We start from the raw sequence: 26,106 nt of genomic DNA on the forward strand, positions 1-26,106 counted from the left end.
AGGGCCAGGTGGAGGCGAACACGCGGACGCTGCTCGCCCAGCCGGTGTTCGCGGCGCTCCCGGCCGTGCGGGCGGGCCGGGCGTTCCCGCTGCCGAACAGGTGCTGCGCTCGTGAGCACTTTCCGGGGTTATAGCCCCGGAAAGTGCTCACGAGCCTTCGGCACCTAGCGGGGACCGGTGGGCAGCACCTGGCGGCCGTAGGTCGAGTTCGTGACGATCGCGAACGAGGTGTACCAGGCCGCGATGGCCGTGATGATGCCCAGGATGCCGCCGACCGTGGCGAGGGCGGCGATCCCGAGCAGCGTCCCGAGCACCAGGGCCAGGAACGTCAGGAACAGGAACGCGAAGACCGCGATCAGTCCTGCGCTCGTGCGGAGCGAGGCGATGAACATGTACAGCGTGAAGATCGCCCAGCCGAGCAGGAACAGGCCGGTGGCCGTCTTCGCGCTCGCCTCGGGGATCGACGGCTCGACGAACTGCACGAAGGCCGCGAACGAGAGCCAGAACGCGCCGTAGGAGCAGAAGGCGGTCGCGCCGAACGTGTTGGCCTTGCGGAACTCGAACAGCCCGGCGATCAGCTGCGCGAGCCCGCCGTAGAACAGCGCGAGCGGCAGGACCGTCTTCTCCAGGTTCTCCGGGGCGATGCCCGCGTTGAACAGGCTCAGCAGGAAGGTCGTGAGGGCGAACGCGGCCAGGCCCAGCGGACCGGGGTCCGCGAAGCCCTTGGTGGGGTCGGCCGCAGCGGCCTGCCCCGACGTGCTCTCGACGTTGTGCGGGTCGTTGACGGTCGTGGACATCGACGTCCTCTCCCTCGGGGGTGCGGGTGTCGCCGCGACGGTTCCCGATCGTGCGCCGCGTCACACGGAGACCTATCCCAAGATCATTCCTCGACGCAACGTGCGCGCCGGGCGCGAACGGAACGGACGGGGAGGAACCGGACAGCGCGGAGTGTCCTTGATGTCCGGTTCACTCCTGCCCGATCGGACAGATTCCCTGCTCGAAGGGGGAGGGTAGTACTGCTCCGCTCAGCGCAGTGGAGCGGGTGTGGTCCACATCACATTCGCCGGGCGGGCGTGGCCCGTGGCCGCTCAGGAGCCCCGCTGCACGATCCCCGCGACGAAGGCGGCCTGGCCGGCGTGCTGGATGTCGTCGTCGACGACGCTGACGAGCCGTACACCACGGGTGACCGGCGGGTCCCAGCGGTCGTCGATCACCTCGTCGAGGTCGGGGTCACGCAGGGTGCGCAGGTAGGCGAGGGTGCGCTCGTGCACCGCGTCGTAGTACCCGGTGAGCAGCGCCGGGTCGGCGACGTGGACCGCGGCCACCTGCGCCGAGGTGTGGCCGTAGCCGATCGACGCGGGGTCGAGGTCGAGCCCGAACCGGTCCGCCCAGCCGTCCCCGGTGTACGCCTGGTCGGTCCCCGCCAGGTCGGCCACGTGGTCGTCCTGCACGCGTGTCAGGTGCCAGACGAGCCAGGCCACCGAGTTGGCGTCGGCGTCGAGGCGCAGGTTCAGTCCCTTCTCGTCGAGCCCGTCCACGGTGCCGTGCACGTGCTCACGGACCCGTCCGAAGGCCTCGACCAGGACGTCGATGCTGTTCACGCGGGAGCTCCTCCTCGCCGGGGATGGGTGTCCTCCCCAGCCTGCCCGAGGTGGGGCGCGCGGTGGGGCTCAGGCCACCCGGACGTCGAGCGTGGCCTGGCCGAAGCCCAGCAGGTGCTGGAAGTGGCGAAGCCCGGGGGAGAGCAGCAGGGCGCCCTCGACGGCGAGCAGGCGGGTGCCGGCCGCGGCGAGCTCGGTGACGACATGGGCCGAGAGCAGGTAGCGCGCGTCGCCCTCCCGCCCGGGTGCCGAGAGCATGAGGTCGAGGCGTGCCAGCGGGCCGGCCGCGCTGGTCAGGGCGAGGACCTCCGTGGTGCCGTCGGCGTCCTCGGCGACCCAGCCGGTGCACAGCCCGGCGGCGAGGTCGGCCTGGGCGCCCGGCACGACCGCCCGGTACCAGGGGTCGGGGACGACCTGCTCGAGCCGGCGGGCGGACTCCGCCGGGTCCAGGGCCCGGCATGTCACGCCCTGCTCCCGGGCGCGGCGGCTGTTGGTGCGCAGCGCCTGTTTCGACTTCCCGCGCAGGTAGGCCTCGGGCTCCTCGGGCAGCGGCAGCACGGACACCGCGAGGTCCCGGGGCACGCCGCGGTCGCGGCCGGAGTACTTGGCCGCGAGCCGGCGACCGCCGTCGGTCCCGGGCACCGTCACGACGACGTGCGGGAGATCGGCCAGGGGAGAGGCGACTCGCGGAGCCAGCGCGGTGCGGGCAGCGGCCACCCGGGCCCGGGCGACGAGCCGCCCGGCGCGCCCCCGGATCCCGGTGCGGCGCTGGAGTCCGTCGGCGAGGGCGACGAAGCGGTCGTCGCGCAGCCGGGACGCGATCGGCTCGATCGGCTCAGCGGGCTCGACCCGCGTGGCGGGCTGCAGTGTGGTCATCAACGACCTTTCTCGGGGAGCGAGGGTCGGGGTCGCGCACGACTCCGGCCGACGATGCCATCACAGATCGATAACGGCACGGCCGCACCCCTTGACGAGCATCACCACCGTCGTGGGTGACAATTCGCCCTCCGCTGGCCTGAACGGGCGCGCTCGTTCGGCCGAACCGCCGCTAGCGGCGGGTCGGCAGCGAGACCCCGAGGCGTCTAGCCCACGAGGCGGCGCCGCCGGGCCTGACGCGCGAAGCCGAGGCCCCCGAGGACGGCCAGTCCGAACTCGGCCACCACCAGCAGCACGAGTCCCGGCCCGACGCCGGCCACCCCGGACGACAGGCCCGGGTGCAGGGACCCGGGACCGCGCGCCGCGCCCACCACGGCCAGCGCCGTCGTCACCTGGACACCCAGCGCCGCCGGGAACGCCAACCACGGGGTGAGGCGCTCGCGGCCGAGCACGAGGTCGACGACCGGGACCAGCGTCAGGAGCACGAACAGGCTCAGGGCCACCAGCGTCGGTCCCTCGGCCAGCTCGACGGCCGTCCAGCCGTGCCCCGTCGTGCCGTTCAGCAGCGGGAGGAAGAGCCCGACGAGCCCGCAGAGGCACAGGGCGAGTGCCGTCCCCGGCCGCGTCGTCGGGCTGCACGTCGCGATCAGCAGCCGCGAGCGCCACCGCAGCCCGCGCATCCCGCGCACGTCGAAGCGCTCGCGCGGGACCCACTCGAGTGGGACCGGGGGTCGGGGGGTCTCGAACCGATCGTGCTGACCGTCCGCGGCGGACTCGTCCCGGGCGAATTCTCCGGCCGCCATGCGCCACCCCTCCCACCACGGCCCCGCGGCTCTCCGCCGGACCGCACCCGCGTTCCTGCGGCGCGACTACCCCGGCTCCGCGCAGATCACACGGCAGGTCACCCTCCGCCGCCGTGGGCGGCACGGCGGGCGACCCCGCTTCGTCACCGCCGCTGCTGTGACCATCACCGGACGGCGCAACCATCGGAGATCCCGCCACGTTCCGCTACCGCGCGCAGCATGGGTGAGCTGGATCGTTCCGCGCGGATCCTCGTCGCGGGATCGGGGGGACTGGTGGGGTCCGCGGTGGTGCGGGCGTTGGCATGGACGCCGCCTTCACCGCCCACGCCGCGCTGGTCGGCGGGCCGCGCCCGGACGTCGTCGTGGCGGTGAGCTCGGTCCTGCTCACCGTCCTGGCCGGGCTGCGCTGGCGGCGGGACGGCCGGGACCGCGCTCGGCGTCGTCACCCAGGACCTCTACCGCCGCGCGCTGGCCGAGACCCGCCATGACGTCCTCGCGGCTGGCGCGACGACGAGGTGATCGCGCTGCACGCCGGGAACATGGGCGTCAAGCAGGGGCTGGAGAACGTCGTCGAGGGGTGGTAGCCATCCCGGACAACGACCGTCGGCGGTTTATCCGACGACCGCGGCGGCCTATCCGGCGTTGACCTGATCCTCCGGAGGACAACCGCATGCCGAAGCCGCCGCTGCCCGACGCGGTCCAGGAGCTGCTCGCCCGCCCCAACCCGAGCGTCATCACCTCGTTGCGGCCGGACGGCTCGCCCGTCTCGGTGGCCACCTGGTACCTGTGGGAGGACGGCCGGGTGCTGGTCAACATGGACGCGGGCCGCACACGCGTGCGGTACCTGCGCCAGGACCCGCGCACCTCGATCACGGTGCTGGCCGAGGACGACTGGTACACCCACGTGTCGATGCAGGGCCGCGTCGTGGAGTGGGCGGACGACGACGACCTCAGCGACATCGACCGGATCTCGCGGCACTACCGGGGCAGCGACTACCCGGTGCGGGACCGCCCCCGGGTCAGCGCCTGGATCGAGGTCGACCGCTGGCACGGCTGGGGCGGGGTCAAGGCCAGCGACAACCCCGACAACTGACCCCCGACAACTGACCCCCGACGACCGACCCGGACGACCCACCCCGACGACCGAGCCCGGGCACCGGCCTCAGGCCGCCATCGGGGCCGGCGGCGCCCCGGGGCCGTCGATCCGCGCCACGGTGTCGGCGGTCCACGGCGCGTCGAGCAGCATCCGTGGGGTGACCAGCGCCGACGGCAGGAGCAGTCCCGTCGTCTCCCAGCCCTTGTGCGGGCACCGGCGGCCGGTGTAGCGGGCCGCGAGCTGGCGCTCCTGGCCGAAGCGCCGGGCGCTCGCGAGGATGTCGCGGGCGACGGTGTCGAGGAAGGCCGGGGCCTCGACGTCGAGGGCGTCCACCAGACGGTCCAGGGCCTCCTGGCACGCGTCGCCCGTCGCGACGTCGAGGTAGAGCTTCATCATCGTGCCCAGGACCCCGTCCTGGGCCGGGGGCCGGGGCGCCGGCCGGACACCGCCCGGGGGCTCGAGCGCCGAGAGCGGGAAGCGCTCGCCGTAGGCGCGGGCGACGGCCTCGGCGCAGTAGAACGTGCGCTCGCCCGGCTTCCCCTCCCAGGCGCGGGCGGCCTCGATGGCGAGCGCGCGGATCGTCGCGCCGCCGTCCTCGTCGAAGAGCGTGCGGTCGAACGACGCGAGCGCGATCGACACGATGAGGACCTTCGGGACGGAGAAGGACCCGTCGTCGGGGACCCGGAGCTCGCGCACCCCCGCGACCGCCCGCGCCCGGGCCTCGGGCGAGGGGACGGCGAGGCGGTAGAGCGACTGGCCCTTGCTCCAGAACTTCTCGAACTTCTCGATGCGCAGCCCCGAGAGGTCGAACGGCTGGGCCGCGATGAAGGACTTCCGGGCCGACGCGATCAGACCGCCCGCGAGCGCGACGCCGCTGTGCGAGAAACCCGACCCGTCGAGCCGTGTGATCATCTCACCGAGTGGTTCGCCGGCCACCGGCGTCACCAGCAGGATGTCGCCGGGCTTGACCTGCTCGGGGCGAACCGCTACATCGGTCGTACGGTGGTCGAGACAGGTCACTGTGAGCAACACGTCCTGGGGGCCGGGTGACCCGAATCCGTCTGCTCGGCACGGTCGAGGTCGTCGGTGCCGAGCCCGTGCGCAGCGAACTGCTGCGCACGCTGCTGGCCCTGCTCGCCCTGGACCCCGGTCGGCCCGTCCCCACCTCCACGCTGATCGACGAGATCTACGGCGAGGCGCTCCCGCAGGACCCGCGGGCGGCGCTGCAGATCCAGGTCACCCGCCTGCGCAAGGTCGTGGCGCCCGCGCGGGTCGCGAGCACCGGGGGCGGCTACGCGCTCGAGGTGCCGCGGGACGAGGTCGACTTCTGCCGCTTCCACGACCGCGAGCCGAAGACGGCCCTGGCCGCCATCGACGGCGATCCGTTCCCCGGGTGCCGCTCCACCCCGCGCCTGGAGAGCGAACGTCGCCGGGTCGAGGTGCGCTGGCTGGAGCTGATCGAAGCCCGCGCCCGCACGCTGCTCGACGACGACGAGCCCGGGGCGGCCCTCTCGGTCGCGGCGCCCGCCCTCGCCGGGCACCTCGACCGCGAGCACCTCGCCGCACTCGTCGCGACCGCACTGCACCGGGTCGGGCGCTCCGGGGAGGCCCTGCGCACCATCGCGGCCACCCGCCGCGAGCTCAAGGTCGAGCACGGGCTCGACCCCGGACCCGAGCTGCGCGGCGTCGAACGCGCCGTTCTCGACGCCCGGGAGCGCACCCCCGGCGGGGGACCGGTCGTCGTCGGGCGCGAGGGCCCGCTGACCACGATCCGGGAGGGTCTCGACGATCCCCTGGGCGGGCGTCTCGTGCTCGTCGCCGGCGAGGCGGGGATCGGCAAGTCGACCCTGCTCGGGGCGGCGTCCGAGGAGGCGTCGCGCCGCGGCGCCCGGGTCGGCCGCGGACTCTGGGAGCACGACCAGGCGCCGTTCGCGGCGTGGGTCGAGGCGCTGCACGGGGTCGGCGTGGAACCACCCTCGCTGCGCGACCCCGCCCCGGGGCGCACGCTGCGCTTCCGGCTCGCCGCCGCCGCCGACGAGGGCCACGTCCTCGTCACCCTCGACGACGCCCACCGCGCCGACCGCGCCTCGCTCGACGTGCTCCGCGCGCTGGGCCGGGCGGGGGTCCCGCCCGGCGTCGTCGTGCTCGTCGCGGCCCGGGAGCCCGACGCCGTCACCCACCCGACCTGGAGCGAAGCCGCGGCCGACCTCGCTCCCCTCGACGGGGTGGAGCGCACCGTGCTGCGCGAGCTCGACGAGGCGGGCACCCGCGCGCTGGTCGCCACCGAGCTGGGGGAGGCGCTCGCCGACACCCTCTGGGCCCGCACCGGGGGCCACCCGCTGCACCTGTCCGCGCTCCTGGCCGAGGTCCGGGGCCTGCCCGACGACGAGGCCCGCGTCGCCGCGACCGCCCGGGTGCCCGAGCGGCTGTGGCCGCTGCTGGCCCACCAGCTCGGGCAGCTCCCCGAGGCCTGCCGCACCGGGCTCGAGGCCCTCGCCGTGCTCGGGGCGATCCCCCTGGCCGAGCTGGCGGCCGCCGTCGGGGCCGAGCCGCGGCGTCTCGCGGCCGACCTGCGCCCCGCGGTCGCCCTCACCCTGGTGGAGGCGACCGCCGACGGCTTCGTCTTCCGCCACGAGCTCACCGCGTCCGCGGTACTGGACTCCGTCCCCGCCGTCGTCGCCGCGCAGCTGCACCTGGCCCGCTACGAGGCGCTCCCGCCGGACGCGTCGCCGTTCACGGTGCTGCGCCACGTCCTGGGCGCGGCGGCCCTGCTGCCCGCGTGGACCGTCGCCGACGCCCACCTGCCCGCCGTCCTGGCCGCCTACCGCGACGGTGCCCTCGCCGACGCCGAGCGGCTGCTCGACGCCGGCCTCGAGCACGCCACCCGCCCGTGGCGGGTGCGGCTGCTGCGCGGGCTGGTGTGCGAGGCGCGGGGCCGGGTGGACGAGGCCGCCGAGGAGTTCGACGCCGTGGTGGCCGACCCGGCCGCCGACGTCGCCGACGCGGTGGCCGCGGCGATGGGCGACGACGCCCAGGGTCCCTCGGTCGCCGGCCGGCCGCGGCGCCTGGAGCGGCTGCGTCGCGTGCGCGAGCTCGACCTCGACGACCGGCAGCGCGCCCGCGTGCTGCGGGGGATGATCACCGAGGAGCAGCAGCTGGTGGGCGTCACCGAGACGCCCTCGCTGGTGGCCGAGCTGATGGCGCTCGGCGACGCGCGCGCCGAGGCCGACCCGCACCTGGCCGCCGAGGTCGCCGTCGCCACGGCGTTCCTCCAGCTCGACGCGGCCGTCCCGGCGGCCGAGCGCGTCGCGACCTGCGTGCGGGCCCGGGAGCTCGCCGAGGCCGCCGGGGAGCTCACGCTGCGCTTCGAGGCCGACGAGCTGCTGGTCGCCGCGCTCATCACCGCGGGGCGCCTCGAGGAGGCCCTCGCGCGGCACGCCGAGCTCGCGCCCGAGGCCGAGCGCCGCCACCGGCCGCGCACGATGTGGGCGACCCGGCTCGTCGACGCCGCGCTCCTGCTGGGCATGGGCAAGGTCTCCGACGCCGACGGGGTCGCGCAGGAGGCCCTTGCCCGCGGGCAGGAGCTCGGGATCCCGGACGCCCTCGGCGCCTTCTTCTGCCACCTCGTCGCGCGGCACCTGCTCACCGGCGACATGACCGTCCTCGGCGGGCTCCCCGCGACCGCGGCCGGGATGTACCCGCGGGTCTCGGCCTGGCGGGCGTGCGCCGCCGTCGACGCCGTGCATGCCGGTGACGCCGCGACCGCGCGGACCCGCCTCACCGAGTTCCACGAGCAGCGCACCGGGCGCGAGGGCGGCCTGTTCGACCGCACCGGGCTGTGCTTGGCGGCGTGCGCCGCCTACGCCGTCGAGGACGCGGTGACGGCCCGTCTCGTGCTCGACGCCCTGCCCACCGACCCGGACACCACCGTCGTCGTCGGCATCGGGGCCGCGTTCTTCGGGCCGCTCGACCTCTACCGGGGCCTCGCCACCGCGGTCCTCGACGGCGACGAGGCCGGGGACGCCGCCGGGCTCTTCCGAGCCGCCGCCGCGACCGCGACCCGCCTGGGATGGACGCCGTGGGCCGACGCGGCCGAGACCTTCGCCCTGCGGCACGCGGGCCCGGGCGGGGTGGACGGAGAATCGGTGCCGGCGTCGCCCCCCGCCACGCCGGCACCGATCCCGCCGCTGGGACTCCGACCGGTGCGCTGAACGCGCCCCCGCCCCGCCGTCGTCCACGGCCCGATCGAACCGGAACGTCCTTTCCCCATCCTTTCGCGCGGCCGTGGCGCGCGCTTCGCCGGAAAGGGCGCATGATCGCCGGGAGGAGGTGCGGCATGCGGGCGCGGTGGAGACCGGCGAGGGCCGCGACGACGACGGCGGCGGTCGCCGCGAGCCTGACGGTGCTGCTGCCGGAGGTCCTGGGCCTCGACCGCACCCCACCCTGGCCGCTCGTCGTCGCCTTCCGGCGCCGGCTCGCCCTCGGGACCGGGGCCGCGGCACTGGCCGTCGGGGCCCGCCCGGGGTGGTGGCGGGCGCCCGCACTCGGGACGTCCGCGGTGGCCGCCGGGGCCACCGGGCTGTCGCTGTGGCGGCACCGACCCCGACGGGAACCCGCCGGGGTCGGAACGCGGGAGCTCACGGTGCTCGGGGCCAACGTCTGGCTGGGACTGGCCGACCCGGGCGCGCTGGCGGCGGTCATCGAGTGCGAGCGTCCCGACGTCGTCGTGCTGCCCGAGGCCGGGGACCGGTTCCGCAAGCGCCTGCTCGACGGTCTCGACGGGTATCGGGCCCGGTCGTGCGCCCCGCACCGCGCGGCCGTCGAGGCCGCCGGGGTGGCGGACGGGCCGTGCCTGACGGTGCTCACGGCGGCGGCGCTGGGCGAGGTCGACGTCGCCGTGGCCTCCAGCGACACCCGCTCGGGGTGGGTCGTGGTGAGCGGCGGCGGGCTCGGCGCGGTGCGGGTGGTCGGGGTGCACCCCGCGGTCCTGCTCCCGGCCACCACTCGGGACTGGGTCCGCGAGCTGGCGCTCCTGCGTCCGTGGCTGGCCGACCCCACCCGGCCCACCGTGGTGCTCGGGGACCTCAACGCCACCCTCGAGCACGGACCGCTGCAGCACGCCCTCGGTGGGGGCCGGCCGGTGACGCGGGGGGTTCCGGCGACGTGGCCCGCGTGGTGGCGGCGGCCGTTCGGCGTGGTGATCGACCACGTGGTGGTGGCCGGACCGGTCGGGGTGCGCTCGGTCGAGGTGATCGACGTGAGGGGCAGCGACCACCGCGCGGTGCTCGCCCGGCTGCGGGTCGCGAGCGAGGGACAGTACCCCGTGCCGACGGGTTCAAACGTCATTCGCCCAGCCGGGTCGTGATTTCTCGTGATACGCGCCGGAACGATGGGCATTCCTCCTACTCGGAGCAGGCGTTGCGTGTTGCGGAACGCTATCCGAGAATTAGTCGTTATCTGACCGTGACCTCGTGGACGATCACCTCGTTACGCTATTCAGGCAACGGTCCGCGACCGACGCCATGCCGGTTCGGGGGATGGAGCACCGGGTCCTCCCTGCCGAGCGACGACGTTCCGACAGCGGAGGAGAGCTCCCCATGGCTGACCACAGCATCAAGCAGGACAACGACCGACTCGGCGGCCTCGTGGGCCGCGGCGCGATGACCGGCCTCGCCGCGCTCGCGCTGGTGGGCGGCGGCGCCGGCGTCGCGTTCGCCGACGAGGCCCCGGCCGACGGGGCCCAGGACGCGGCCCAGTCCGCCACCCAGCACCAGGACGCCTCGAAGTCCGACAGCTCGAAGTCCTCGGACGACGCCAGCTCCAAGGGCGACTCGTCGAAGGGCGACTCGTCGAAGGGCGACTCGAGCTCGAAGGGCTCGGACCAGTCGGGCTCCGACGAGGGGTCGGCCCCGGGCGGCGACCCGCTGAGCGGGCTCCCCGTCTCCGCGTCGAGCCTCCCGATCGCCTCGGGCGCCTCGGCCCTGCAGCAGGCCCCGGCCTCCCTGCAGGGTGCGGCCGCGAGCGCCCCGATCGTGTCGAGCATCCTGGGCTGAGCCCAGCGCTGCGTCGTCGGCGGGCGGAGTCGTACCGGCTCCGCCCGCCGACGCATGTCCGGACCCCGTGACGGTGCGTGTTTGTACCCGGGAGTCCCGATCGCAAACGCTGTCGGGCTTCACTATTCGCAATACTCGTGCGGGTCATATATCCGACAATCGACGTGATCGCCCCGTGACCTCTGTTGAGATGACCTCGTTGGCGCCGGGTCGGGGGAAAACGAGTGGTGTCCCGTCGCCGCAGATGCCCGAAGCAGAGGGGAACTTCGATGGGTGCTCACCATGCGCCGCAGCAGCACGACCGATTCGCCGGCCTCGTCGGCCGCGGCGCTCTGACCGCCGCCGCCGCGCTCGCCCTCGCGGGCGGAGGTGCCGGGGTCGCGTTCGCGGGGAACGCCCCCACCGACTCCGGCGCGGACTCCTCGCACGGCCAGGACTGCGCCTGCGGTGGTCACCACCACGGACACGGCGGGCACGGCAAGCACGGTCGGCACAGCAAGCACGGTCACGACGGGTGGGGCGGCCACGACGGTCGGCAGGGGCACGACGGTCGGCAGGGCGAGGACGGCCACGACGGCTCGGACGACCCGATCTCGTCGGTGCCCGGCCTCGGCAGTGACCCGAGCGACGGGCCCTCGTCCGACGACCCGACGTCCACGACCGGGCCGGCCTCGGACGACGACCCGACCTCGGACGACGCGCCCGCCACCGGGAACCCGGTCAGCGAGGAGGGCTCGGGCTCCGAGAAGAACAGCACCCCCGTGGAGGACCCGGAGCCGAGCGCGAGCCCCGAGGGCACCGGCGGGCACGCGGCATCCGGGGACGACACCGGTGCCGGTGACAACACCGGTGCTGATGACAGCACGGGTGCCGGTGACGACGGCAACGGCCTCGGCACGATCGACGGTGACGGCCCCCCGACGCAGGACGGCGGCCTCAGCGACGGCACGGACGGGTCCGGCGATGGTCAGCAGTCCGGCGGGGGCGAGCCGTCCGGCGGGGGCCAGCAGTCCGGCGACACCACGCCTGCCGCCCAACACGCCTCGAACCAGAGCGCGGCCCCCGACAAGCCCCAGACCGAGCCGATCATGGCGGCCTGAGAACAACCAGCGCAGTGGACTCTCACGGCGACCGCCACAGCCGTCGGGGTCCCCTCGGTCCGGTCCGTGGCCGTCGACCGGCTGCGAGTGGACCTCCACGGTCGCCCCGGCAGCCCCCACGGTCCACTCGGTGCTCACGAGCTGGCCGCACGCACACCGCCACGCCCGCCGAGAAGTCGCTCATGCACGCCATCCGTCTGCGTCCGCGTGCATGAGCGTCACCTCGGCGAGTGATGAGCCCCGCCAGCGCCGAGTGGACCCTCACGGCTACCGCCACAGCCGTCGGGGTCCACTCCGTCCCCTCCGTGGCCGTCGACCGGCTGCGAGTGGACCTCCACGGTTGCCCCGACAACCCCCACGGTCCACTCGGTGCTCACGAGCCCCCGGCGCCGACGCGGTCGTACCGTGCCGGCGGACCCGCCGTCGTCTGCACCCATACCGACGGCGCCGGGTCGGTGACGACATCCGGCACCGGCGAGGACAACAGGAGCCCGCGCGCCTCGTCGCCCGCGGCGAGGGTCGGGGCGGCCGCACCCGTCGGCGTCGTCCGCCCGTCGAGCACGCAGGCGCCGGGGTCGAGGCCGGGGAACACCGGTGCGGCCGAAGCGAGCGGGGAGGTCGGCGGGGCGTTGCGGCACAGCAGCGCCGACGGGCCCGTCAGCACTGAAGCCGGCACCTGGTGCAGGCCCACCGCCACGAGCAGCCCCGCGGCCCCGGACAGCGGGTTCGTGACGGGCGCCGGCCCGGCATTGCGCACCACGACCGAGGCGAGCAGCAGGTGCGACCCGGCGGGCGCGGCCCGCGCGCTCGGGGTGAAGGCGCCGACCCCGACGTCGTAGGGCGCCCCGTCCACCAGGACCCGGGCAGCCGGCGTTGGCCCGTCGCCGGTGGGCAGCGCCTCGGGCGGGCCCCCGACGGCGGCCGAACCCGAGCCGGGGTCGCTGCCGGACAGGCTGCCGAGCAGGGTCACCGCGAGCACCACGGCGACGACCACGACCACCCCGCCCACGACGAGCAGCACCGACTTCCGCCCCCGCCCGCCCCAGGGACCGTCGGCGGGCCACCACGGCGCCTCGCCGGGCTCGCCCTCGGGCAGCTCCCCGCGCGGGTTCACGCGCCGGCCCGGGAACGCCCGACGTCGAGCACGACCTTCCCCGTCGCGTGCCCGCGCTCGACGAGCGCGAGCGCGGCCGCGGCGTCGTCGAAGGGCCGCACGTCAGTGACGTGGGGGTCGAGGGCGCCCTTCGCGACGAGGGTGGCGAGCTCGTCGAGGACGGCCGTGCTGCGGTCGCGCTCGAGCTGCTGGCCGCCGAGCTCCACGGACAGCCCGTAGTCGGCGACGGAGATGAGTCGTTGCGGATCGCGCAGCAGTGCCGCGACGGTGCGCAGCGGATCGCCCCCGACGAGGTCGAACACGGCGTCGACGCCGTCGGGGGCGGCCTCGCGGATGCGGTCGGCCACCCCGTCGCCGTACGCCACCGGCGTCGCCCCGAGCCGCGCGAGGAGGTCGTGCTTGGCCGGGCTCGCCGTCGCCACCACCCGCAGCCCGCGCGCCGCGGCGAGCTGCACCAGGACGACGCCGACCCCGCCGCCCGCGCCGTTCACGAGGAGCGTCTCCCCGGGCGACAGGTCGAGCTGGCGCAGCGCGTCGTGGGCCGTCCCCGCCGCGACGGGGAGCACGCAGGCCTGCTCCGGGGTCACCGACGACGGACGGTGCGCCGCGAAGCCCGCCGTGACGATCGCCTGCTCGGCCCAGCCGCCGACCATCCCGGGGCACCCACCGAACACCTCGTCGCCGACCGCGAAGCCCTCGACGCCGGGACCGACCGCCGTCACCCGACCGGCCACCTCCCGGCCGAGCACGGCCGGGCCCTCGGTGCCGTAGGAGCCGTCGCGGACCTTCCAGTCCCCGGGGTTCACGCCGGACGCGTGGACGGCGACGAGCAGCTCGCCGACGCCGGGCTCGGGCACCGGGACGTCGAGGAACGCCTCGTGCTCCGGTCCGCCGACCGTGGTGAACCCGTACGCCCGCATGACCAGCTCCCTCGCTCGCGTGCCGAACCCCTCGATCGTCGCAGCTCCGCCCACGATTCAGCGGGTGCCGGACCGGTGCGCGGGTCCCTCGTGACGCGTCGAGGCGGCCGGGCGCGCGTGCTCTGCCTCCGGGCCGCCTTGTCGTGGTCTTCTGCGAGGCGTGCTCGCCACCGGCGCCACCATCACGTACGGCCACAGCTGATCAAGCCGCCACGCCGCGGCACCCCCACGAAGGAGCGACCCCCGCTAACGGCTCCCGTCCGCTCGCCGAGATGCCCCGCAACGGGTCGACCACACGGCCGGCCCGCCGACAGCGGGAGCGCCATGATCCAGATCGCGATACCGACGGACCGCCGGACGTGGCTCGTCGTCGGGCTCCTCGTCGCTGCCCTCGCCGCGGCCGTCCTCGCCGCCGCCCGGCCGGCGCCGGCACCGATGACCGCCCACGGCTCCGTCACGATCTACGGCCTGGGCTCCTTCGAACGCCCCGGCGACGACTGCTCCCAGCCGCTCTTCGCCGGCCGCACCGTCTCCGTCTTCGACGATCGCGGCCGCACCCTCGGCACGACCAGGCTCACCGGGCACGGCACCGCGACCGACCGGTGGCACAGCTTCGCCGGTGGGTTCGCCGACGCCTGTCGCTACGCGATCACCGTCCCCGCCGTCAGCGGCGCCTCCGACACCTACACCCTCGCCCTCGGGACCGAGCCCGGCCAGGGGACCCCCGTCGATCGGGCGCAGCTGCGGAGCGTGGGCGCCGAGGTCACCTACGGCCACTCCTGACGCCGAGCAGGATCACCAGGCATGCTGCGGTGGAACAGGCGGCGAGAGGCGAGGAGGTGATCCGGGGATGGCGACGCTCTACCGCAGCATCTGGGCCTCCGACGACCCGGACGCCGTCGACGTGGCCGACCGCAGTGTCGTCGCCTGGGCCGAGGGGGTGGCCGTCCGCCATCACCGCCCGCTCCCGTCCGGGACCGCCCGCACGCGCGCGAGCGAGCAGCACCGGTTCGTCCTGCGCCGCGACGTCCACGATGACCCCGACGACACGAAGATCGACAAGGCGGTCCGCCTCGTTTTCGTGGAATCACACCGCGACGGGAACCGCTGGACGACGACGGTGCGCGCCTGGTCGGGCGGGAGCGCGGTCGGCGAGGGCGCGAAGGCCTGGGTGTGGATCGACGTCGAGGCCGACGCCCGCGACGTCACCGAGCCGCTGTTCGCCAAGCCGCCCGCGTTCGTCGCGGACCTGCTGACGACGACGGCGGCCGCGCACGGCGGGGTCTCGCTGCTGCCGCGGGCCGTGCGCTACCGCGGTGACGACGGCGCCGAGGACCTCGCGGGCGTGCTGACCCTGGCCGAGCGGGAGCTGCCCGTGGTCGTCTTCGGCGGCCTCGGGCCGGACGCCGGCGAGGACGCGGTCCGGGTCTTCGACGCGGCGGTGCAGCGGACCACCCGGGACGTCGCGGGGCTCGCGACCGTGGCGGTCCTCGACGCCGCCGGCCTCGACACCCTCGGTGCCGCCCTCGGCGAGGGGTTCGAGGTGCACCGCGGCGCGATGCGGCTCTACCTCCCCGCGCTCGACCCCGCGGCCGACGCCCCGACCCGCCACCTCGAGATCCGGGCCGAGCGGTTCCGCGACCGCCCGGCCCTGGCGGGGCGCATCGCGGTCAACCAGCTCGCGCCCCCGTCGAGCCTGCGCCGCGCCCCGGACAGCTGGGACCGGGCCGCGCGCCGCCTCGACGAGGTCACGCCCGGCGGCATGGTGGAGAAGGTCGCCCGGGAGTCGGCCCGGGTCACCGACCTGGAGTCCGAGCTGGTGGCGGAGCGGCGCGTGGCCGAGGAGGTGCTCGAGGAGTTCGGCGACCTGCAGCACGAGGTGACCGACCTCCGCGACCGGCTCGCGGTGGCCACCGCCGAGCTCGCCCGCCTCCGCGGCGAGCGCACCGAGGAGGGCCTCGAGGACATCGACCTCGCGCCGCCCCACGCCCGCGACTGCAGCGACGCGGCCGCGCTCGCCCGCAAGCACCTCGCGACCTACCTGGAGCTCCCGACGGAGGCCGGGGTCGACCTCGAGCTGCTCGATCGCCAGGCGGCCGGCCCGGCCTGGGGCGAGCAGGCGTGGCGTGCGCTGCGGGCGCTGGCGTACTACTCCCGCGCCCGATCCCGCGACGGCTATGACGGCGACTTCTTCGGGTGGTGCTGGAACTCCCGCCACCCCATGGCCTGGCCGGCGAACCCCCGCAAGCTCGCGATGCGGGAGTCGAAGACGGTGATGGAGCGCTGGCCCGAGTCGCGGACGTTCACCGTCGACGGCGGGGAGCAGGCGGTGCAGTCGCACATCAAGATCTCCTCGGCCGGGATGGCGCCGCGCATCTACTTCACGTGGGTGGAGCGCACCGCGAAGGTGCACGTGGCCTACTTCGGCCGCCACCTGCGCAACACCCGGAGCTGACGCATGTGAACGAATCTGGTCGTCAGGACGACCGAATTCGTTCACATGCGGGTACTGCTTCCCCCGTGAGCACCACGGAGACGGGCGCGGCCACCCCCGCGATCCCGGAGCCACGGGCACCCGAGCTGGCGCCGTGGTCGCCGGACATCCCCACCCAGCGCGGGACCCGGCCCGGGATCCGCTGGATCGACGACCCGGCCGCCGACCCGCGCCCGGCGGCGGACACCCCGCCCGCCGGGCTCGCCGGGCCGCCCGCGAAGCGTGCCCGCCGCGGCCTCGTCGCCCTCACGGTCGCCGTCGTGCTGGTCCTCGCCGGCGCCGCGGTCGTCGGCGGCCTCGCCGTCACCACCCACCGGACGATGGCCGTGCCGGGCTCCCTCGTCGTCGCCGGACAGGGCGCGCTCGTGCCCGGCGCGAGCTGCTCGGTCGCGAGGATGCCCGGCCGCTCGGTCACGGTCTTCGACGACGACGGCCGCGTCGTCGCGTCCGCGTCGCTCCCGACGACGGGGACCGCGATCGACCAGTGGCACACCGCCCCGCCGTGGGCCGACGCCTGCCGGTTCAGCTTCACGATCGGCGACGTCACGGCCGGCGAGGACTCCTACCGGGTCGGGCTCGACGGCGACCCGTCCGACACGGTCGGCTTCAGCCACGACGAGTTGACCACCACCGGGGCCCAGCTCACCTACGGTCACTGATGTGAGCACCTGGCCGTTGTGGACCAGCGGCCTCCTGCTCGTCCTCGGCCTGCCGGCGGCCGCGGTCGGGGTGCAGCTGGCCCTGCGTCGCCGCTGGTCGGCGCTGAGCGAGGGCGACCACAACGAGGCCGCCGGTTTCCTCATCGCGATCGTCGGCGTGATCTACGCCGTGCTGCTCGCGTTCGTCGTCATCGTCAGCTGGGAGCAGTTCAGCACCGCCGCCGACACCGTGGGCCACGAGGCCAGCGCGCTGCGCGCCATCGAGCGCACCGCGGCCCCGTTCCCGCCCGAGGCCCGCGCGGTGATCCACGCGGACGTCGACGCCTACGTCCGTGCCGTCGTCGACACCGAGTGGCCGGCGATGTCGCGGGGCGAGCCCGGGTCGCCCCGGGTCGGCCCGACGCTCGACCGGCTCTCGGCCGACCTCGAGGCGCTGCCCGCCGAGACCCCGGTGCGCGTGCAGTTCGTCAGCGCCGAGGTCGAGCGGTTCAACGACCTCGTCACCGCCCGCTCGACCCGGCTGGACTTCGTCGAGGGAGGCCTCCCGGGGGTGCTGTGGGCGGCGCTCGTGGTGGGCGCCGTCGTGACGATCGCGTTCGCGATGGTCTTCGCGCTGCGCAGCCCGCTCCTGCAGACGTTCATGATCGGCAGCATCGCCCTGCTGATCGGCATCCTGCTGTTCGTGGCGGTGGCGATCGACCATCCGTTCGCCGGCGACGTGGCGGTGACACCGGGCCCCCTCGAGCGGGTGCTGGTCGACTTCTGACGAGCCCGCCCGGTCGAGGTGATCGACGGGCCGCTACCTTCCGCCTCGACCTGGTGACCGGTGCTCGAGGAGGCCGCGGTGGAGAGCGTCGACTGGAGCACGGAGTGGCGCAGCAGCCTCGTGTGGATCGCCGGGGTATGGGTCGCGACGGTGCTGGTGCTGGGGCTCGTCGCGGTGCTGATCGTCCGGGGGACGACCTGGGGTCGGCAGTTCTGGCGCCTGGCCGGCCCGTTCGTGCGCCCGACCCACGGGGAACGGGCCACATGGCGGCCGACCGTCTTCATCCTGGTGCTGCTGCTGCTCGTCGTGCTCTCGGTACGCATCAACCTGCTGCTGTCCTACAACACGAACGAGCTGTCCACCGCGCTGCAGAACCTCGACGCGGGCGCCTTCTGGCGGGCCATCGGGGTCTTCGCCGTGATCGCGGCCGTCTACGTGGCCGCGACCCTGGTGACCTACTACGTCGGCCAGTCCTTCGTCATCCGGCTCTGGGAGTACCTCAACGCCCGGTTCCTCGGCGACTGGCTCGGTGACCGCGTCTACCACCGCTCCCGGTTCTCCGCGACCCAGGTCGACAACCCCGACCAGCGCATCCAGGAGGACATCCGCACCTTCGCGACCACCACGTACACGCTCTCGCTCGGCCCGAGCGGCGCGGTGAGCGCGCTGGTGACGATCCCGTCGTTCACCATCGTGCTCTGGCAGCTCTCGGGCCCGCTCTCGGTGTTCGGCCTGGAGATCCCGCGGGCGATGACGTTCATCGCGTTCCTCTACGTCATCGTCGCCTCGGTGTTCGCGTTCCGGATCGGCCGCCCGCTGATCCGCCTGAACTTCCTCAACGAGGGCCTCGAGGCGTTCTACCGCTACGGGCTGGTGCGCGTGCGGGACAACGCCGAGAACATCGCGTTCGCCCGCGGCGAGACGATCGAGCGCCGGACCCTGGACGGTCGGTTCTCCGACGTCATCGCCAACTACTGGCGCATCGTCATCCGGACCCTGAAGTTCCAGGGCTACAACCTGGGCGTCAGCCAGATCTCCGCGGTGTTCGCGATCATCATCCAGGCGCCCCGATTCTTCGCCCGGGCGATCAGCCTCGGCGACGTCCAGCAGACCGCCCAGGCCTTCAGCCAGGTCCACGACGCGCTCTCGTTCTTCCGCAACGCCTACGACCAGTTCGCGGCCTACCGCGCAGTCCTCGACCGCCTCACCGGACTGCTCGACAGCGACGAGCAGGCCCGCGAGCTGCCGATGGTGCCCGTCGATGACCGACCCGACGGCGTCGTCGTCCGGGACCTCACGGTGAACCGTCCCGACGGCGGGACCCTGGTGCGGGACCTCTCGCTCGAGCTCGGCCGCGCCGAGGCGCTCCTGGTCACCGGGCGGTCGGGGACCGGGAAGACCACCCTGCTGCGCAGCCTCGCCGACCTGTGGCCCTACGCCGAGGGCCGCGTCGAGCGTCCCGTCGGCGACGGGGCGGTGTTCCTCGCCCAGCAGCCCTACCTGCCCCTCGGCACGCTGCGCACGGCGCTGGCCTACCCGGCCGCGCCGGAGACGGTGTCCGACGACGAGGCCGCGCGCGTGCTGCGCGCGACGGCGCTGGGACACCTCGTCGGCCGGCTCGACGACGAGGAGGTCTGGTGGCGCACCCTCTCGCCGGGTGAACAGCAGCGCGTCGGGTTCGCGCGCCTGCTGATCGCCCGGCCCGCCGTGGTCTTCCTCGACGAGGCGACGGCCTCCCTCGACGAGGGCCTCGAGCACGACCTCTACACGCTGCTGCGCGCGGAGCTGCCCGACCTCGTGCTCGTCAGCGTCGGGCACCGCAGCAGCCTGGAGCCCTTCCACACGCGGCGCCTCGACCTCCAGGGTGAGGGGGAGTGGAGCGCGTCGGTCCTGGTGGCCCCATGATCGGGGCATGGCGCGTGTCGTGGTCATCGGTCCCGGAGCGATCGGCGGGGTGCTCGCCGCCCTGGCCGACGAGCGGGGGCACGACGTCGCCCTCGCCGTCCGCACCCCCTTCGACGTGCTGCGGGTCCGCACCGGGGCCGACGGTGCGGAGCGGGAGGTGCCCGCGGCCGTGCACACCGACCCCGTGGAGCTCGGGCCCGTGGACTGGGTCGTCCTCACGACGAAGGCACACCACACCGGGTCCGCGGCCGGCTGGCTGAAGGCCACGACCGGACCGGGCACCGTCGTCGTCGTGGCCCAGAACGGCGTCGACCAGGAACGGCGCGTGGAGGGGCTGGTGCACCCCGACGCCACCGCGATCCCGGCCGTCGTCGTGCTCGGCGCCGAGGCGGTCGAGCCCGGACGGATCCTCCACCACGGCTACGGGCGGCTCACCGTGCCCGACGGCCCGTGGGTCGAGGGGCTGCGCGGGGTGGTCGGTGGGGGAGACGACGGCGTCGAGGTCGTCGGCTCGGCGGACCACCGCACCGACGCGTGGCGCAAGCTGATCAGCAACGCCGTCGCCAACCCGATCACCGCGCTCACGCTGCGCCGCAACGAGGTGCTCGCCGAGGACCCGATGACCGACCTCGTCCTCGGGCTCTCCCGGGAGGTCGTGGCCGCGGGCCGCGCCGAGGGCGCCGACATCTCCGAGGACGACGTCACTGCTCTGCGCCGCCACTACGCGACGATGCCCGCCGGCACCGGTACCTCGATGCTCTACGACCGCCTCGCCCGGCGGCCGCTCGAGCACGAGTACCTCACCGGCGCCGTCGTCGCGGCCGGAGCGCGCCACGGCGTCCCGACGCCCCTGAACGCGGCGATGCTGGCGCTGCTGCGAGCCTTGGGCTAGCGCCTCGTGCGTGCGTTTCCGTGCTGGGACACGGAAACACACGCACACGGCGTCAGCCGAAGAGATCCAGCGGCAGCGACCGCACCCGCGCGCCCGTCGCGTGGTACGCGGCGTTGGCGATCGCCGCCGCCGTCCCGACGATCCCGATCTCGCCGATGCCCTTGGAGCCCATCGGGTTGACGTAGGGGTCGTACTCCTCGATCCACTCCGCCTCCATCTCGCGCACGTCGGCGTGCGCGGCGATGTGGTAGCCGGCGAGGTCGTGGTTGATCACGTGGCCGAAGCGGGGGTCGACGATGCTCTGCTCGTGCAGGGCCATCGAGAGCCCCCAGACCATGCCGCCGAGGAACTGGGAGCGCGCCAGCGTCGGGTTGAGGATCCGCCCGGCCGCGTACACCCCGAGCAGCCGCGGCACCCGGATCTCGCCGGTGTCGGCGTGCACCGCGACCTCGGCGAACTGCGCGCCGTACGCCGCCATCGACAGCTCGCCCGCCCACGGGTTGTCCGGGGTCGCGGCGTCGGCCTCGGCGCCCTCCTCCGGGTCGTCGCCCCACTTGTCGCGGAACCGGTCGGCGGCCTCGGTGATCGTCGAGCCCCACGACGCGGTGCCCGACGAGCCGCCGGCGACCGTCCCCTGCGGGAGCGCGGTGTCGCCGATCGCGACCGCGATCCGGTCCACCGGCACCCCGAGCGCGTCGGCCGCGATCTGGGTGAGCACAGTCCGGGCGCCCTGCCCGATGTCGGTCGCCCCGATCTCCACCTCGTAGCGCCCGTGGCGGAACCGGATCACCGCCGTCGAGCCCGGGAAGCGGATCGCCGGGAACATGGCCGCGGCCACCCCGGTGCCGTGCCACCAGCCGTCGACCAGCCGTGCCCGCGGCTCAGCCGGCCGCGACGACCAGCCGAACCGCTCGGCCCCGCGGCGCAGGCACGCGACGAGGTTGCGGGTCGAGAACGGCACCCCCGACTCCGGGTGCACCTCGGGCTCGTTGCGCACCCGCAGCTCGATCGGGTCGATCCCCAGCTCGACCGCGAGCTCGTCCATCGCGCACTCGAGCCCGAAGCTGCCCGGCGCCTCGCCCGGGGCGCGCATGTAGGTGGGCGGGTCGACGTCGAGGGGCACCAGCTGGTGCGACGTGCGCCGGTGCGGCGCCGCGTACATCGCGCGGGTGCCGGTCGCGGTCGGCTCGCCGAACTCCTCCATCCGGGCGGTCGAGGAGACGACGTCGTGGGTGAACGCGTCCAGCCGGCCGTCCGCCGAGGCCCCGAGGGCGAGGTGCTGCACCGTCGCCGGCCGGTGCCCGACGGTCTCGAACATCTCGCGCCGCGACAGCGCCCGCTTCACCGCCCGGCCCGGCACGGTGCGGGCGGCGAGCACGGTGAGCACCGTGCCCGCGTGCAGCGCCCCCTTGGTGCCGAACCCGCCGCCGACGTGCGGCGAGGCCACCTCGACGTCGTCCTCGCCGAGCCCGAACAGCGCCGCGACGGTGTCCCGGGCGCCCGCGACGCCCTGCGAGGACTCGTAGAGGACGACGTGCTCGGCTCCGTCGTCGTCCCACGCCGCGATCGTCGTGTGCGGCTCCATCGGGCTGTGGTGCTGCACCGGGGTCGAGTAGGTCGCGCGCACCGTCACCGCGGCCGCGTCGAGGGCGGCGTCCGGGTCGCCGATCTCGCTCGTCGGCGGCGCGTAGTTCGCGAGCACCGCCGCCGGGTGGCGCTCGGGGGAGTGCTCGTCGAACGCCGTGGTCTGCGGCAGGTCCTCGTAGGTCACGACGACGAGGCCCGCGGCCTCCCGCGCCACCTCCGGGGTCTCGGCGAGCACCGCGGCCACGTACTGGCCGCGGTGGTGCACCTCGTGGTCCTGCAGCACGACGAGCTCGGGGTCGCCGACGTCGGCGAGGCGCGGGGCGTCGTCGGGCGTGAGGTTCCCGACGACACCGGGCACCGCGCGGGCCGGGGCGGTGTCCAGGCCGGTGACCCGTCCCCGGGCGACCGTGGCCTGGACGGGGTGCAGGTGCAGCGGCGCGTCGACCGGCTGGTCCGCGGCGTAGCGGGCGGTGCCGGTGACCTTGTCGGGGCCCTCGACCCGGCGCACCGAGGTGCCCATGACGCGGGCGTCCAGGACGGTCATGAGTGCTGCTCCCCGGCGAGTCGGCGGAGGGTCTCGGTCACGGTGCCGACGACCAGGTCCAGCTTGAAGCGGTTGCCGCCGAGCGGGCTGTCGACCGGTTCGGCGTCGGCGAGCTCGGCCCGCGCGGCGGCGCGGTAGGACTCGTCGGTGGCGGGCGCGCCGCGCAGCGCGTCCTCGGCGCGGGTGGCGCGCCAGGGCTTGTGGGCGACCCCGCCCAGGGCGAGCCGGACGTCGGCGACGGTGCCGTCGCGGACCTCGAGCGCCGCGGCGACCGACACCAGCGCGAACGCGTACGAGGCACGGTCACGGACCTTGCGGTACGCCGAGCGCGCCGCGAGCGGGGAGGCCGGCAGGTCGACCGCGGTGACGAGCTCGCCGTGGTGCAGGACGGTGTCGCGGGTCGGGTCGTCGCCGGGCAGGCGGTACAGCTCGGTGATCGGGATGGTGCGTGTGCCCTGTCCGTTCCCGGTCTCGCTGGGACCGAGGACGTGCACCGTCGCGTCGAGCGCCACCAGCGCGACCGCCATGTCCGACGGGTGCGTGGCGATGCAGCGCTCGGACGCGCCCAGGATCGCGTGGTAGCGCGCCCAGCCCCCGCGGGCCGAGCAGGGCTGGGAGAGGTCGCGCTTGGTGCACGGCGTGGTGGTGTCGGCGAAGTAGGCGCAGCGGGTGCGCTGGAGCAGGTTCCCGCCGGTGGTCGCCATGTTCCGCAGCTGGCCCGACGCGCCCGCGAGGAGGGCTTGGGCGAGCGCCGGGTAGTTGCGGCGGACCGCCGGGGCCGCGGCGACGTCGCTGTTCAGCGCGCCCGCGCCGATCCTGAGCCCGCCGTCGGCGAGCTCGGTGATCTCGGTGCTCGTCACGCGGGCGAGGTCCACCAGCGACGACGGGGCCGCGACGCCGAGCTTGAGGTGGTCGAGCAGGTTGGTGCCGCCGGCGAGGAACGTCGCGCCCGGGTCGGCGCCGACGGCGGCGACCGCGGCCCCGGCGTCGTCGGGACGGGCGTAGGTGAAGGGCCTCATCGGTCGGTCACCACGCTCTCGACGGCGCTCACGATGTTCGTGTAGGCCGCGCAGCGGCACAGGTTGCCACTCATGCGCTCGGCGATCTCGGCGCGGTCGAGGACCGTCGGGCCGGTGAGGTCGTCGGTGACGGCGCTCGGCCCGCCCCGGGCGGCCTCGTCGAGGACGCCGACCGCCGAGCACACCTGACCCGGCGTGCAGAAGCCGCACTGGTAGGCGTCGTGGACGAGGAACGCCTCGGCGACGGGGTGCAGCTCGCCGTCGGGGGCGAGTCCATCGGCGGTGGTGATCTCGGCGCCGTCCTTGGCGACGGCGAGCGTGAGGCACGCCAGCACGCGGCGCCCGTCGACGAGCACCGTGCAGGCGCCGCACTGGCCGTGGTCGCAGCCCTTCTTCGGGCTGGTGTTGCCGAGCTGCTCGCGCAGCGCGTCGAGCAAGGTGGTGCGGGGGTCGACGTCGAGGTCGTGATGACGGCCGTCGACGGTGAGTCCGGTGGGGATGGTGGTGGTCACGTCCGCTCCCGTCGGGTGACGGAACCGATCAGGCTCCTGTCCTCACCGTGGCACGACAGCGGCGGATCAGCCTGGGACCACCGGTCCCAGGGTCTGCGGGCACGCCGGTGCGGCGGGGAGGGTGGCGGGCTCGACCCGATCCCCCCGCCGGACCGGGGTGCGGATGGTCAGTCCTCGATCACCGGGCTGTAGAAGTCGTACTGCCCGAGGGGCTCGAAGCCGGCCACGCCGGCGGGCTTCCCGCAGCAGTACATCTCGAACCTGCCGGTGCACTGGTAGACCGTTCCGCACCGTTCCGTCGGGATCGTGTTCGCCGGCACCGGGATCTCGAGCTCCAGCGATCGATAGCCGCCGCAGCCGGGCCAGCCCTTCTGCCAGAGCTGCTGCTCGGGAACATACGTCGACAGGTTGAAGCCCGTGCCCGCGCCGACAGGGCTGAACCCCAGATCGAACCACCAGTCCGCGCTGACGCACGACCACAACCGGCCCTTGAGCTGAACCCGGATCACCACCTTGAACGGGTCGTTGGCCTCGATGATGCGGTCGTGGGGGTCACCCTCGGGGTCGATGATGTCGATGTCCCACAAGACCCGCATGTGTCGCACGGACGGCAGGTCGACCTCGGTGTAGCCGTCGAGGGGGTCGAGGGGCGACGTGACCCCGTTGCTCTGTGGGCGGGCGGAGGGCCCGCTCGGACGGGTCATCGTGGCGGTCGAGTCAGGCATCTGTCGCCTCCGTGGTCTTGGATTCTCGAATAGTGTGGCGACCCCGAGGATGCGGCCTGCATTCGCGGGCGGTGCAACCCGGTCGCCGAGATCACCCGTTCGCGGAAGAGTAGTCATCCCTTTGTTGCTGGTTGATTCCCATTAGATGGTCCGTCCGTGTCTGAAATGAGATCACGGTCTCGGCCACACTTCCTCGGGGCCACGTCGACGAATCGATGTTCGACTGTCCGGCGGTTCGACGTGCTCCCGGGGGTCCGATTCGGGCACGGATCGCCGGATTTGATGTGGGTAATTCTACGTATTGCTTCCGACCGAACCACCCCTGGCCTCGAACGAGGAGGTGCCCGCGCTCCGGGTCTTGCCGACGGCGCACCGTGACGGGGAGCATGCGCTCCGTTGTCCAGGTCACAGCGCCGATCGTCGCCGGTGACGAGACGGAGGAACCCCATGCAGGTGTCGTGCGCCTTCCCGACCGCCCTCAGCTCCCCCGACGACATCGCGCTCGCCGAACAGCTCGGCTACGACCGCGCGTGGGTCTACGACACCCCGCAGCAGAGCCCCGACGTCTGGATGACCTTGGCGCTCGCGGCCGAGCGGACCGAGCGCATCGGGCTCGGGCCCGGCGTCCTCGTCCCCAGCCTGCGCCACCCCATGGTCAACGCCGCGGCCACCGCGACGCTCGCGGCGCTGGCCCCCGGCCGCACCGCCGTCTCGTTCGGCACCGGCTTCACCGGGCGGCGGGCGATGGGCTACCGCGCGATCACGTGGTCGTTCATGGAGTCCTACATCCGCACCTTCCGCGCCCTGCTGCGCGGCGAGGTCGTGGAGTGGGAGGGCGCTCAGATGCAGATGCTGCACCCCGACGGGCACGCGCCCGCCCGGCCCGTCGACGTCCCGGTGCTCGTCGGGGCCCTCGGGCCGAAGGGCCACGCGGTCGCGCGCGAGCACGGGGACGGGCTCTTCGCGACGCTGCAGCTCCCGGACTTCCTGCGCGAATGGTCGTGGGTGCCCTACCTGGCCTGGGGAACCGTTCTCGACGAGGGGGAACCCCCGGACTCCGACCACGCGCGCGAGGCGGGCGGGCCCGGCTGGGCGCTCGCGTACCACGGGGCCTACGAGTTCGGTGGGCCCGACACCGTGCGCGGGCTGCCCGGCGGCGCCGAGTGGTTGGAGACCGTCGAGAAGGCTCCCGAGGGGGAGCGCCACCTCGCGGTGCACTCCGGGCACTGCGTGGAGCTCAACGACGCCGACCGCGCCGCCTGGGACGCCGGCGGGCACTCGATGCTCCCCGACGTGACGGTGAGCGGCACCCGGGCGGAGGTCGGTCGCCGGGTCGAGGACCTCGCCGCCCACGGCGTCACCGAGATCGTGTTCCAGCCGTGCGGCCCCGACACCCGCGGGGAGCTGGAGCGCTTCCTGGAGGCCGCGCGGGGCTGAGGC

Annotated in this window: 24 protein-coding genes; 13 read left to right on the forward strand and 11 right to left on the reverse strand. The window is 74.5% G+C overall.

Annotated elements, in window-relative coordinates:
• Window positions 1-164 precede the first annotated feature (164 nt).
• The 4 genes from VGH76_RS06385 to VGH76_RS06400 all read right to left on the reverse strand — a co-directional run bounded on the left by VGH76_RS06385 (window position 165) and on the right by VGH76_RS06400 (window position 3,280).
• Window positions 165-797: an acetate uptake transporter gene (locus VGH76_RS06385; protein WP_331555781.1), complete on the reverse strand. Its 633-nt coding sequence runs from the start codon at window positions 795-797 to the stop codon at window positions 165-167.
• Between the two features lie 291 nt (window positions 798-1,088).
• The gene (locus VGH76_RS06390) at window positions 1,089-1,601 is read right to left on the reverse strand and encodes a mycothiol transferase (protein WP_331555782.1); all 513 of its coding nucleotides are present in this window, start codon (window positions 1,599-1,601) and stop codon (window positions 1,089-1,091) included.
• Window positions 1,602-1,670: 69 nt separating this feature from the next.
• The gene (locus tag VGH76_RS06395; RefSeq protein ID WP_331555783.1) at window positions 1,671-2,477 is read right to left on the reverse strand and encodes a hypothetical protein; all 807 of its coding nucleotides are present in this window, start codon (window positions 2,475-2,477) and stop codon (window positions 1,671-1,673) included.
• Window positions 2,478-2,683: 206 nt separating this feature from the next.
• Window positions 2,684-3,280, reverse strand: coding sequence for a hypothetical protein (locus tag VGH76_RS06400; RefSeq protein WP_331555784.1), 597 nt, complete (start codon window positions 3,278-3,280; stop codon window positions 2,684-2,686).
• A gap of 302 nt (window positions 3,281-3,582) precedes the next feature.
• On the opposite strand from VGH76_RS06400, the gene VGH76_RS06405 reads away from it, so the two are divergent.
• Complete coding sequence (locus VGH76_RS06405; protein ID WP_331555785.1) at window positions 3,583-3,768, forward strand: hypothetical protein; 186 nt, start codon at window positions 3,583-3,585, stop codon at window positions 3,766-3,768.
• A 182-nt stretch (window positions 3,769-3,950) separates the two neighbouring features.
• Window positions 3,951-4,373 carry a TIGR03618 family F420-dependent PPOX class oxidoreductase gene (locus tag VGH76_RS06410; RefSeq protein WP_331555786.1) on the forward strand — a complete coding sequence of 141 codons (423 nt, stop codon included), beginning with the start codon at window positions 3,951-3,953 and terminating at the stop codon, window positions 4,371-4,373.
• A gap of 69 nt (window positions 4,374-4,442) precedes the next feature.
• Here the strand turns inward: VGH76_RS06410 and VGH76_RS06415 are convergent, their stop codons facing one another.
• Window positions 4,443-5,396, reverse strand: coding sequence for a hypothetical protein (locus VGH76_RS06415; protein ID WP_331555787.1), 954 nt, complete (start codon window positions 5,394-5,396; stop codon window positions 4,443-4,445).
• Window positions 5,397-5,422: 26 nt separating this feature from the next.
• On the opposite strand from VGH76_RS06415, the gene VGH76_RS06420 reads away from it, so the two are divergent.
• The 4 genes from VGH76_RS06420 (at window position 5,423) to VGH76_RS06435 (ending at window position 11,529) form a co-directional block, all read left to right on the forward strand.
• Window positions 5,423-8,587 carry an AAA family ATPase gene (locus VGH76_RS06420; RefSeq protein WP_331555788.1) on the forward strand — a complete coding sequence of 1,055 codons (3,165 nt, stop codon included), beginning with the start codon at window positions 5,423-5,425 and terminating at the stop codon, window positions 8,585-8,587.
• A 125-nt stretch (window positions 8,588-8,712) separates the two neighbouring features.
• A complete protein-coding gene (locus tag VGH76_RS06425; protein ID WP_331555789.1) occupies window positions 8,713-9,741 on the forward strand; it encodes an endonuclease/exonuclease/phosphatase family protein in 1,029 nt (342 codons plus the stop codon).
• Between the two features lie 232 nt (window positions 9,742-9,973).
• Window positions 9,974-10,429 (forward strand): hypothetical protein, encoded by a 456-nt coding sequence (locus tag VGH76_RS06430; RefSeq protein ID WP_331555790.1) that lies wholly within the window; start codon window positions 9,974-9,976, stop codon window positions 10,427-10,429.
• A 269-nt stretch (window positions 10,430-10,698) separates the two neighbouring features.
• The gene (locus VGH76_RS06435; protein ID WP_331555791.1) at window positions 10,699-11,529 is read left to right on the forward strand and encodes a hypothetical protein; all 831 of its coding nucleotides are present in this window, start codon (window positions 10,699-10,701) and stop codon (window positions 11,527-11,529) included.
• Between the two features lie 373 nt (window positions 11,530-11,902).
• On the opposite strand, the gene VGH76_RS06440 is transcribed toward VGH76_RS06435, so the two are convergent.
• Window positions 11,903-12,643 (reverse strand): hypothetical protein, encoded by a 741-nt coding sequence (locus VGH76_RS06440; protein ID WP_331555792.1) that lies wholly within the window; start codon window positions 12,641-12,643, stop codon window positions 11,903-11,905.
• Window positions 12,640-13,563 carry an NADP-dependent oxidoreductase gene (locus tag VGH76_RS06445; RefSeq protein ID WP_331555793.1) on the reverse strand — a complete coding sequence of 308 codons (924 nt, stop codon included), beginning with the start codon at window positions 13,561-13,563 and terminating at the stop codon, window positions 12,640-12,642. Before VGH76_RS06445 ends, VGH76_RS06440 begins: the two co-directional genes overlap by 4 nt.
• 324 nt (window positions 13,564-13,887) lie before the next feature.
• Between VGH76_RS06445 and VGH76_RS06450 the strand changes: the two genes are divergently transcribed.
• From VGH76_RS06450 to VGH76_RS06475, 6 genes are all read left to right on the forward strand, one after another.
• A complete protein-coding gene (locus VGH76_RS06450; RefSeq protein WP_331555794.1) occupies window positions 13,888-14,346 on the forward strand; it encodes a hypothetical protein in 459 nt (152 codons plus the stop codon).
• 67 nt (window positions 14,347-14,413) lie between these two features.
• Window positions 14,414-16,018 (forward strand): hypothetical protein, encoded by a 1,605-nt coding sequence (locus VGH76_RS06455; protein WP_331555795.1) that lies wholly within the window; start codon window positions 14,414-14,416, stop codon window positions 16,016-16,018.
• Window positions 16,019-16,083: 65 nt separating this feature from the next.
• Window positions 16,084-16,716, forward strand: a complete 633-nt coding sequence (locus tag VGH76_RS06460; protein WP_331555796.1) for a hypothetical protein — start codon at window positions 16,084-16,086, stop codon at window positions 16,714-16,716.
• A 1-nt stretch (window position 16,717) separates the two neighbouring features.
• On the forward strand, window positions 16,718-17,482 hold the full coding sequence (locus VGH76_RS06465; protein WP_331555797.1) for a DUF4239 domain-containing protein: 765 nt from the start codon (window positions 16,718-16,720) through the stop codon (window positions 17,480-17,482).
• 78 nt (window positions 17,483-17,560) lie between these two features.
• Window positions 17,561-19,387: an ABC transporter ATP-binding protein/permease gene (locus VGH76_RS06470; RefSeq protein WP_331555798.1), complete on the forward strand. Its 1,827-nt coding sequence runs from the start codon at window positions 17,561-17,563 to the stop codon at window positions 19,385-19,387.
• 7 nt (window positions 19,388-19,394) lie between these two features.
• The gene (locus VGH76_RS06475) at window positions 19,395-20,279 is read left to right on the forward strand and encodes a 2-dehydropantoate 2-reductase (RefSeq protein ID WP_331555799.1); all 885 of its coding nucleotides are present in this window, start codon (window positions 19,395-19,397) and stop codon (window positions 20,277-20,279) included.
• A 52-nt stretch (window positions 20,280-20,331) separates the two neighbouring features.
• Here the strand turns inward: VGH76_RS06475 and VGH76_RS06480 are convergent, their stop codons facing one another.
• The 4 genes from VGH76_RS06480 to VGH76_RS06495 form a co-directional block, all read right to left on the reverse strand.
• Entirely contained in the window at window positions 20,332-22,410 is a 2,079-nt protein-coding gene (locus VGH76_RS06480; RefSeq protein WP_331555800.1) for a xanthine dehydrogenase family protein molybdopterin-binding subunit, read from the reverse strand.
• Window positions 22,407-23,429 carry a xanthine dehydrogenase family protein subunit M gene (locus VGH76_RS06485; RefSeq protein ID WP_331555801.1) on the reverse strand — a complete coding sequence of 341 codons (1,023 nt, stop codon included), beginning with the start codon at window positions 23,427-23,429 and terminating at the stop codon, window positions 22,407-22,409. The genes VGH76_RS06480 and VGH76_RS06485 overlap by 4 nt, the downstream gene beginning before the upstream one ends.
• Window positions 23,426-23,941: a 2Fe-2S iron-sulfur cluster-binding protein gene (locus tag VGH76_RS06490; RefSeq protein WP_331555802.1), complete on the reverse strand. Its 516-nt coding sequence runs from the start codon at window positions 23,939-23,941 to the stop codon at window positions 23,426-23,428. Before VGH76_RS06490 ends, VGH76_RS06485 begins: the two co-directional genes overlap by 4 nt.
• Before the next feature lie 167 nt (window positions 23,942-24,108).
• Window positions 24,109-24,666, reverse strand: coding sequence for a hypothetical protein (locus VGH76_RS06495; RefSeq protein ID WP_331555803.1), 558 nt, complete (start codon window positions 24,664-24,666; stop codon window positions 24,109-24,111).
• A gap of 447 nt (window positions 24,667-25,113) precedes the next feature.
• Between VGH76_RS06495 and VGH76_RS06500 the strand changes: the two genes are divergently transcribed.
• Complete coding sequence (locus VGH76_RS06500) at window positions 25,114-26,103, forward strand: LLM class flavin-dependent oxidoreductase (RefSeq protein WP_331555804.1); 990 nt, start codon at window positions 25,114-25,116, stop codon at window positions 26,101-26,103.
• Window positions 26,104-26,106 lie beyond the last annotated feature (3 nt).

This window comes from Actinomycetospora sp., assembly GCF_036497585.1.
Taxonomy (GTDB): Bacteria; Actinomycetota; Actinomycetes; order Mycobacteriales; family Pseudonocardiaceae; genus Actinomycetospora.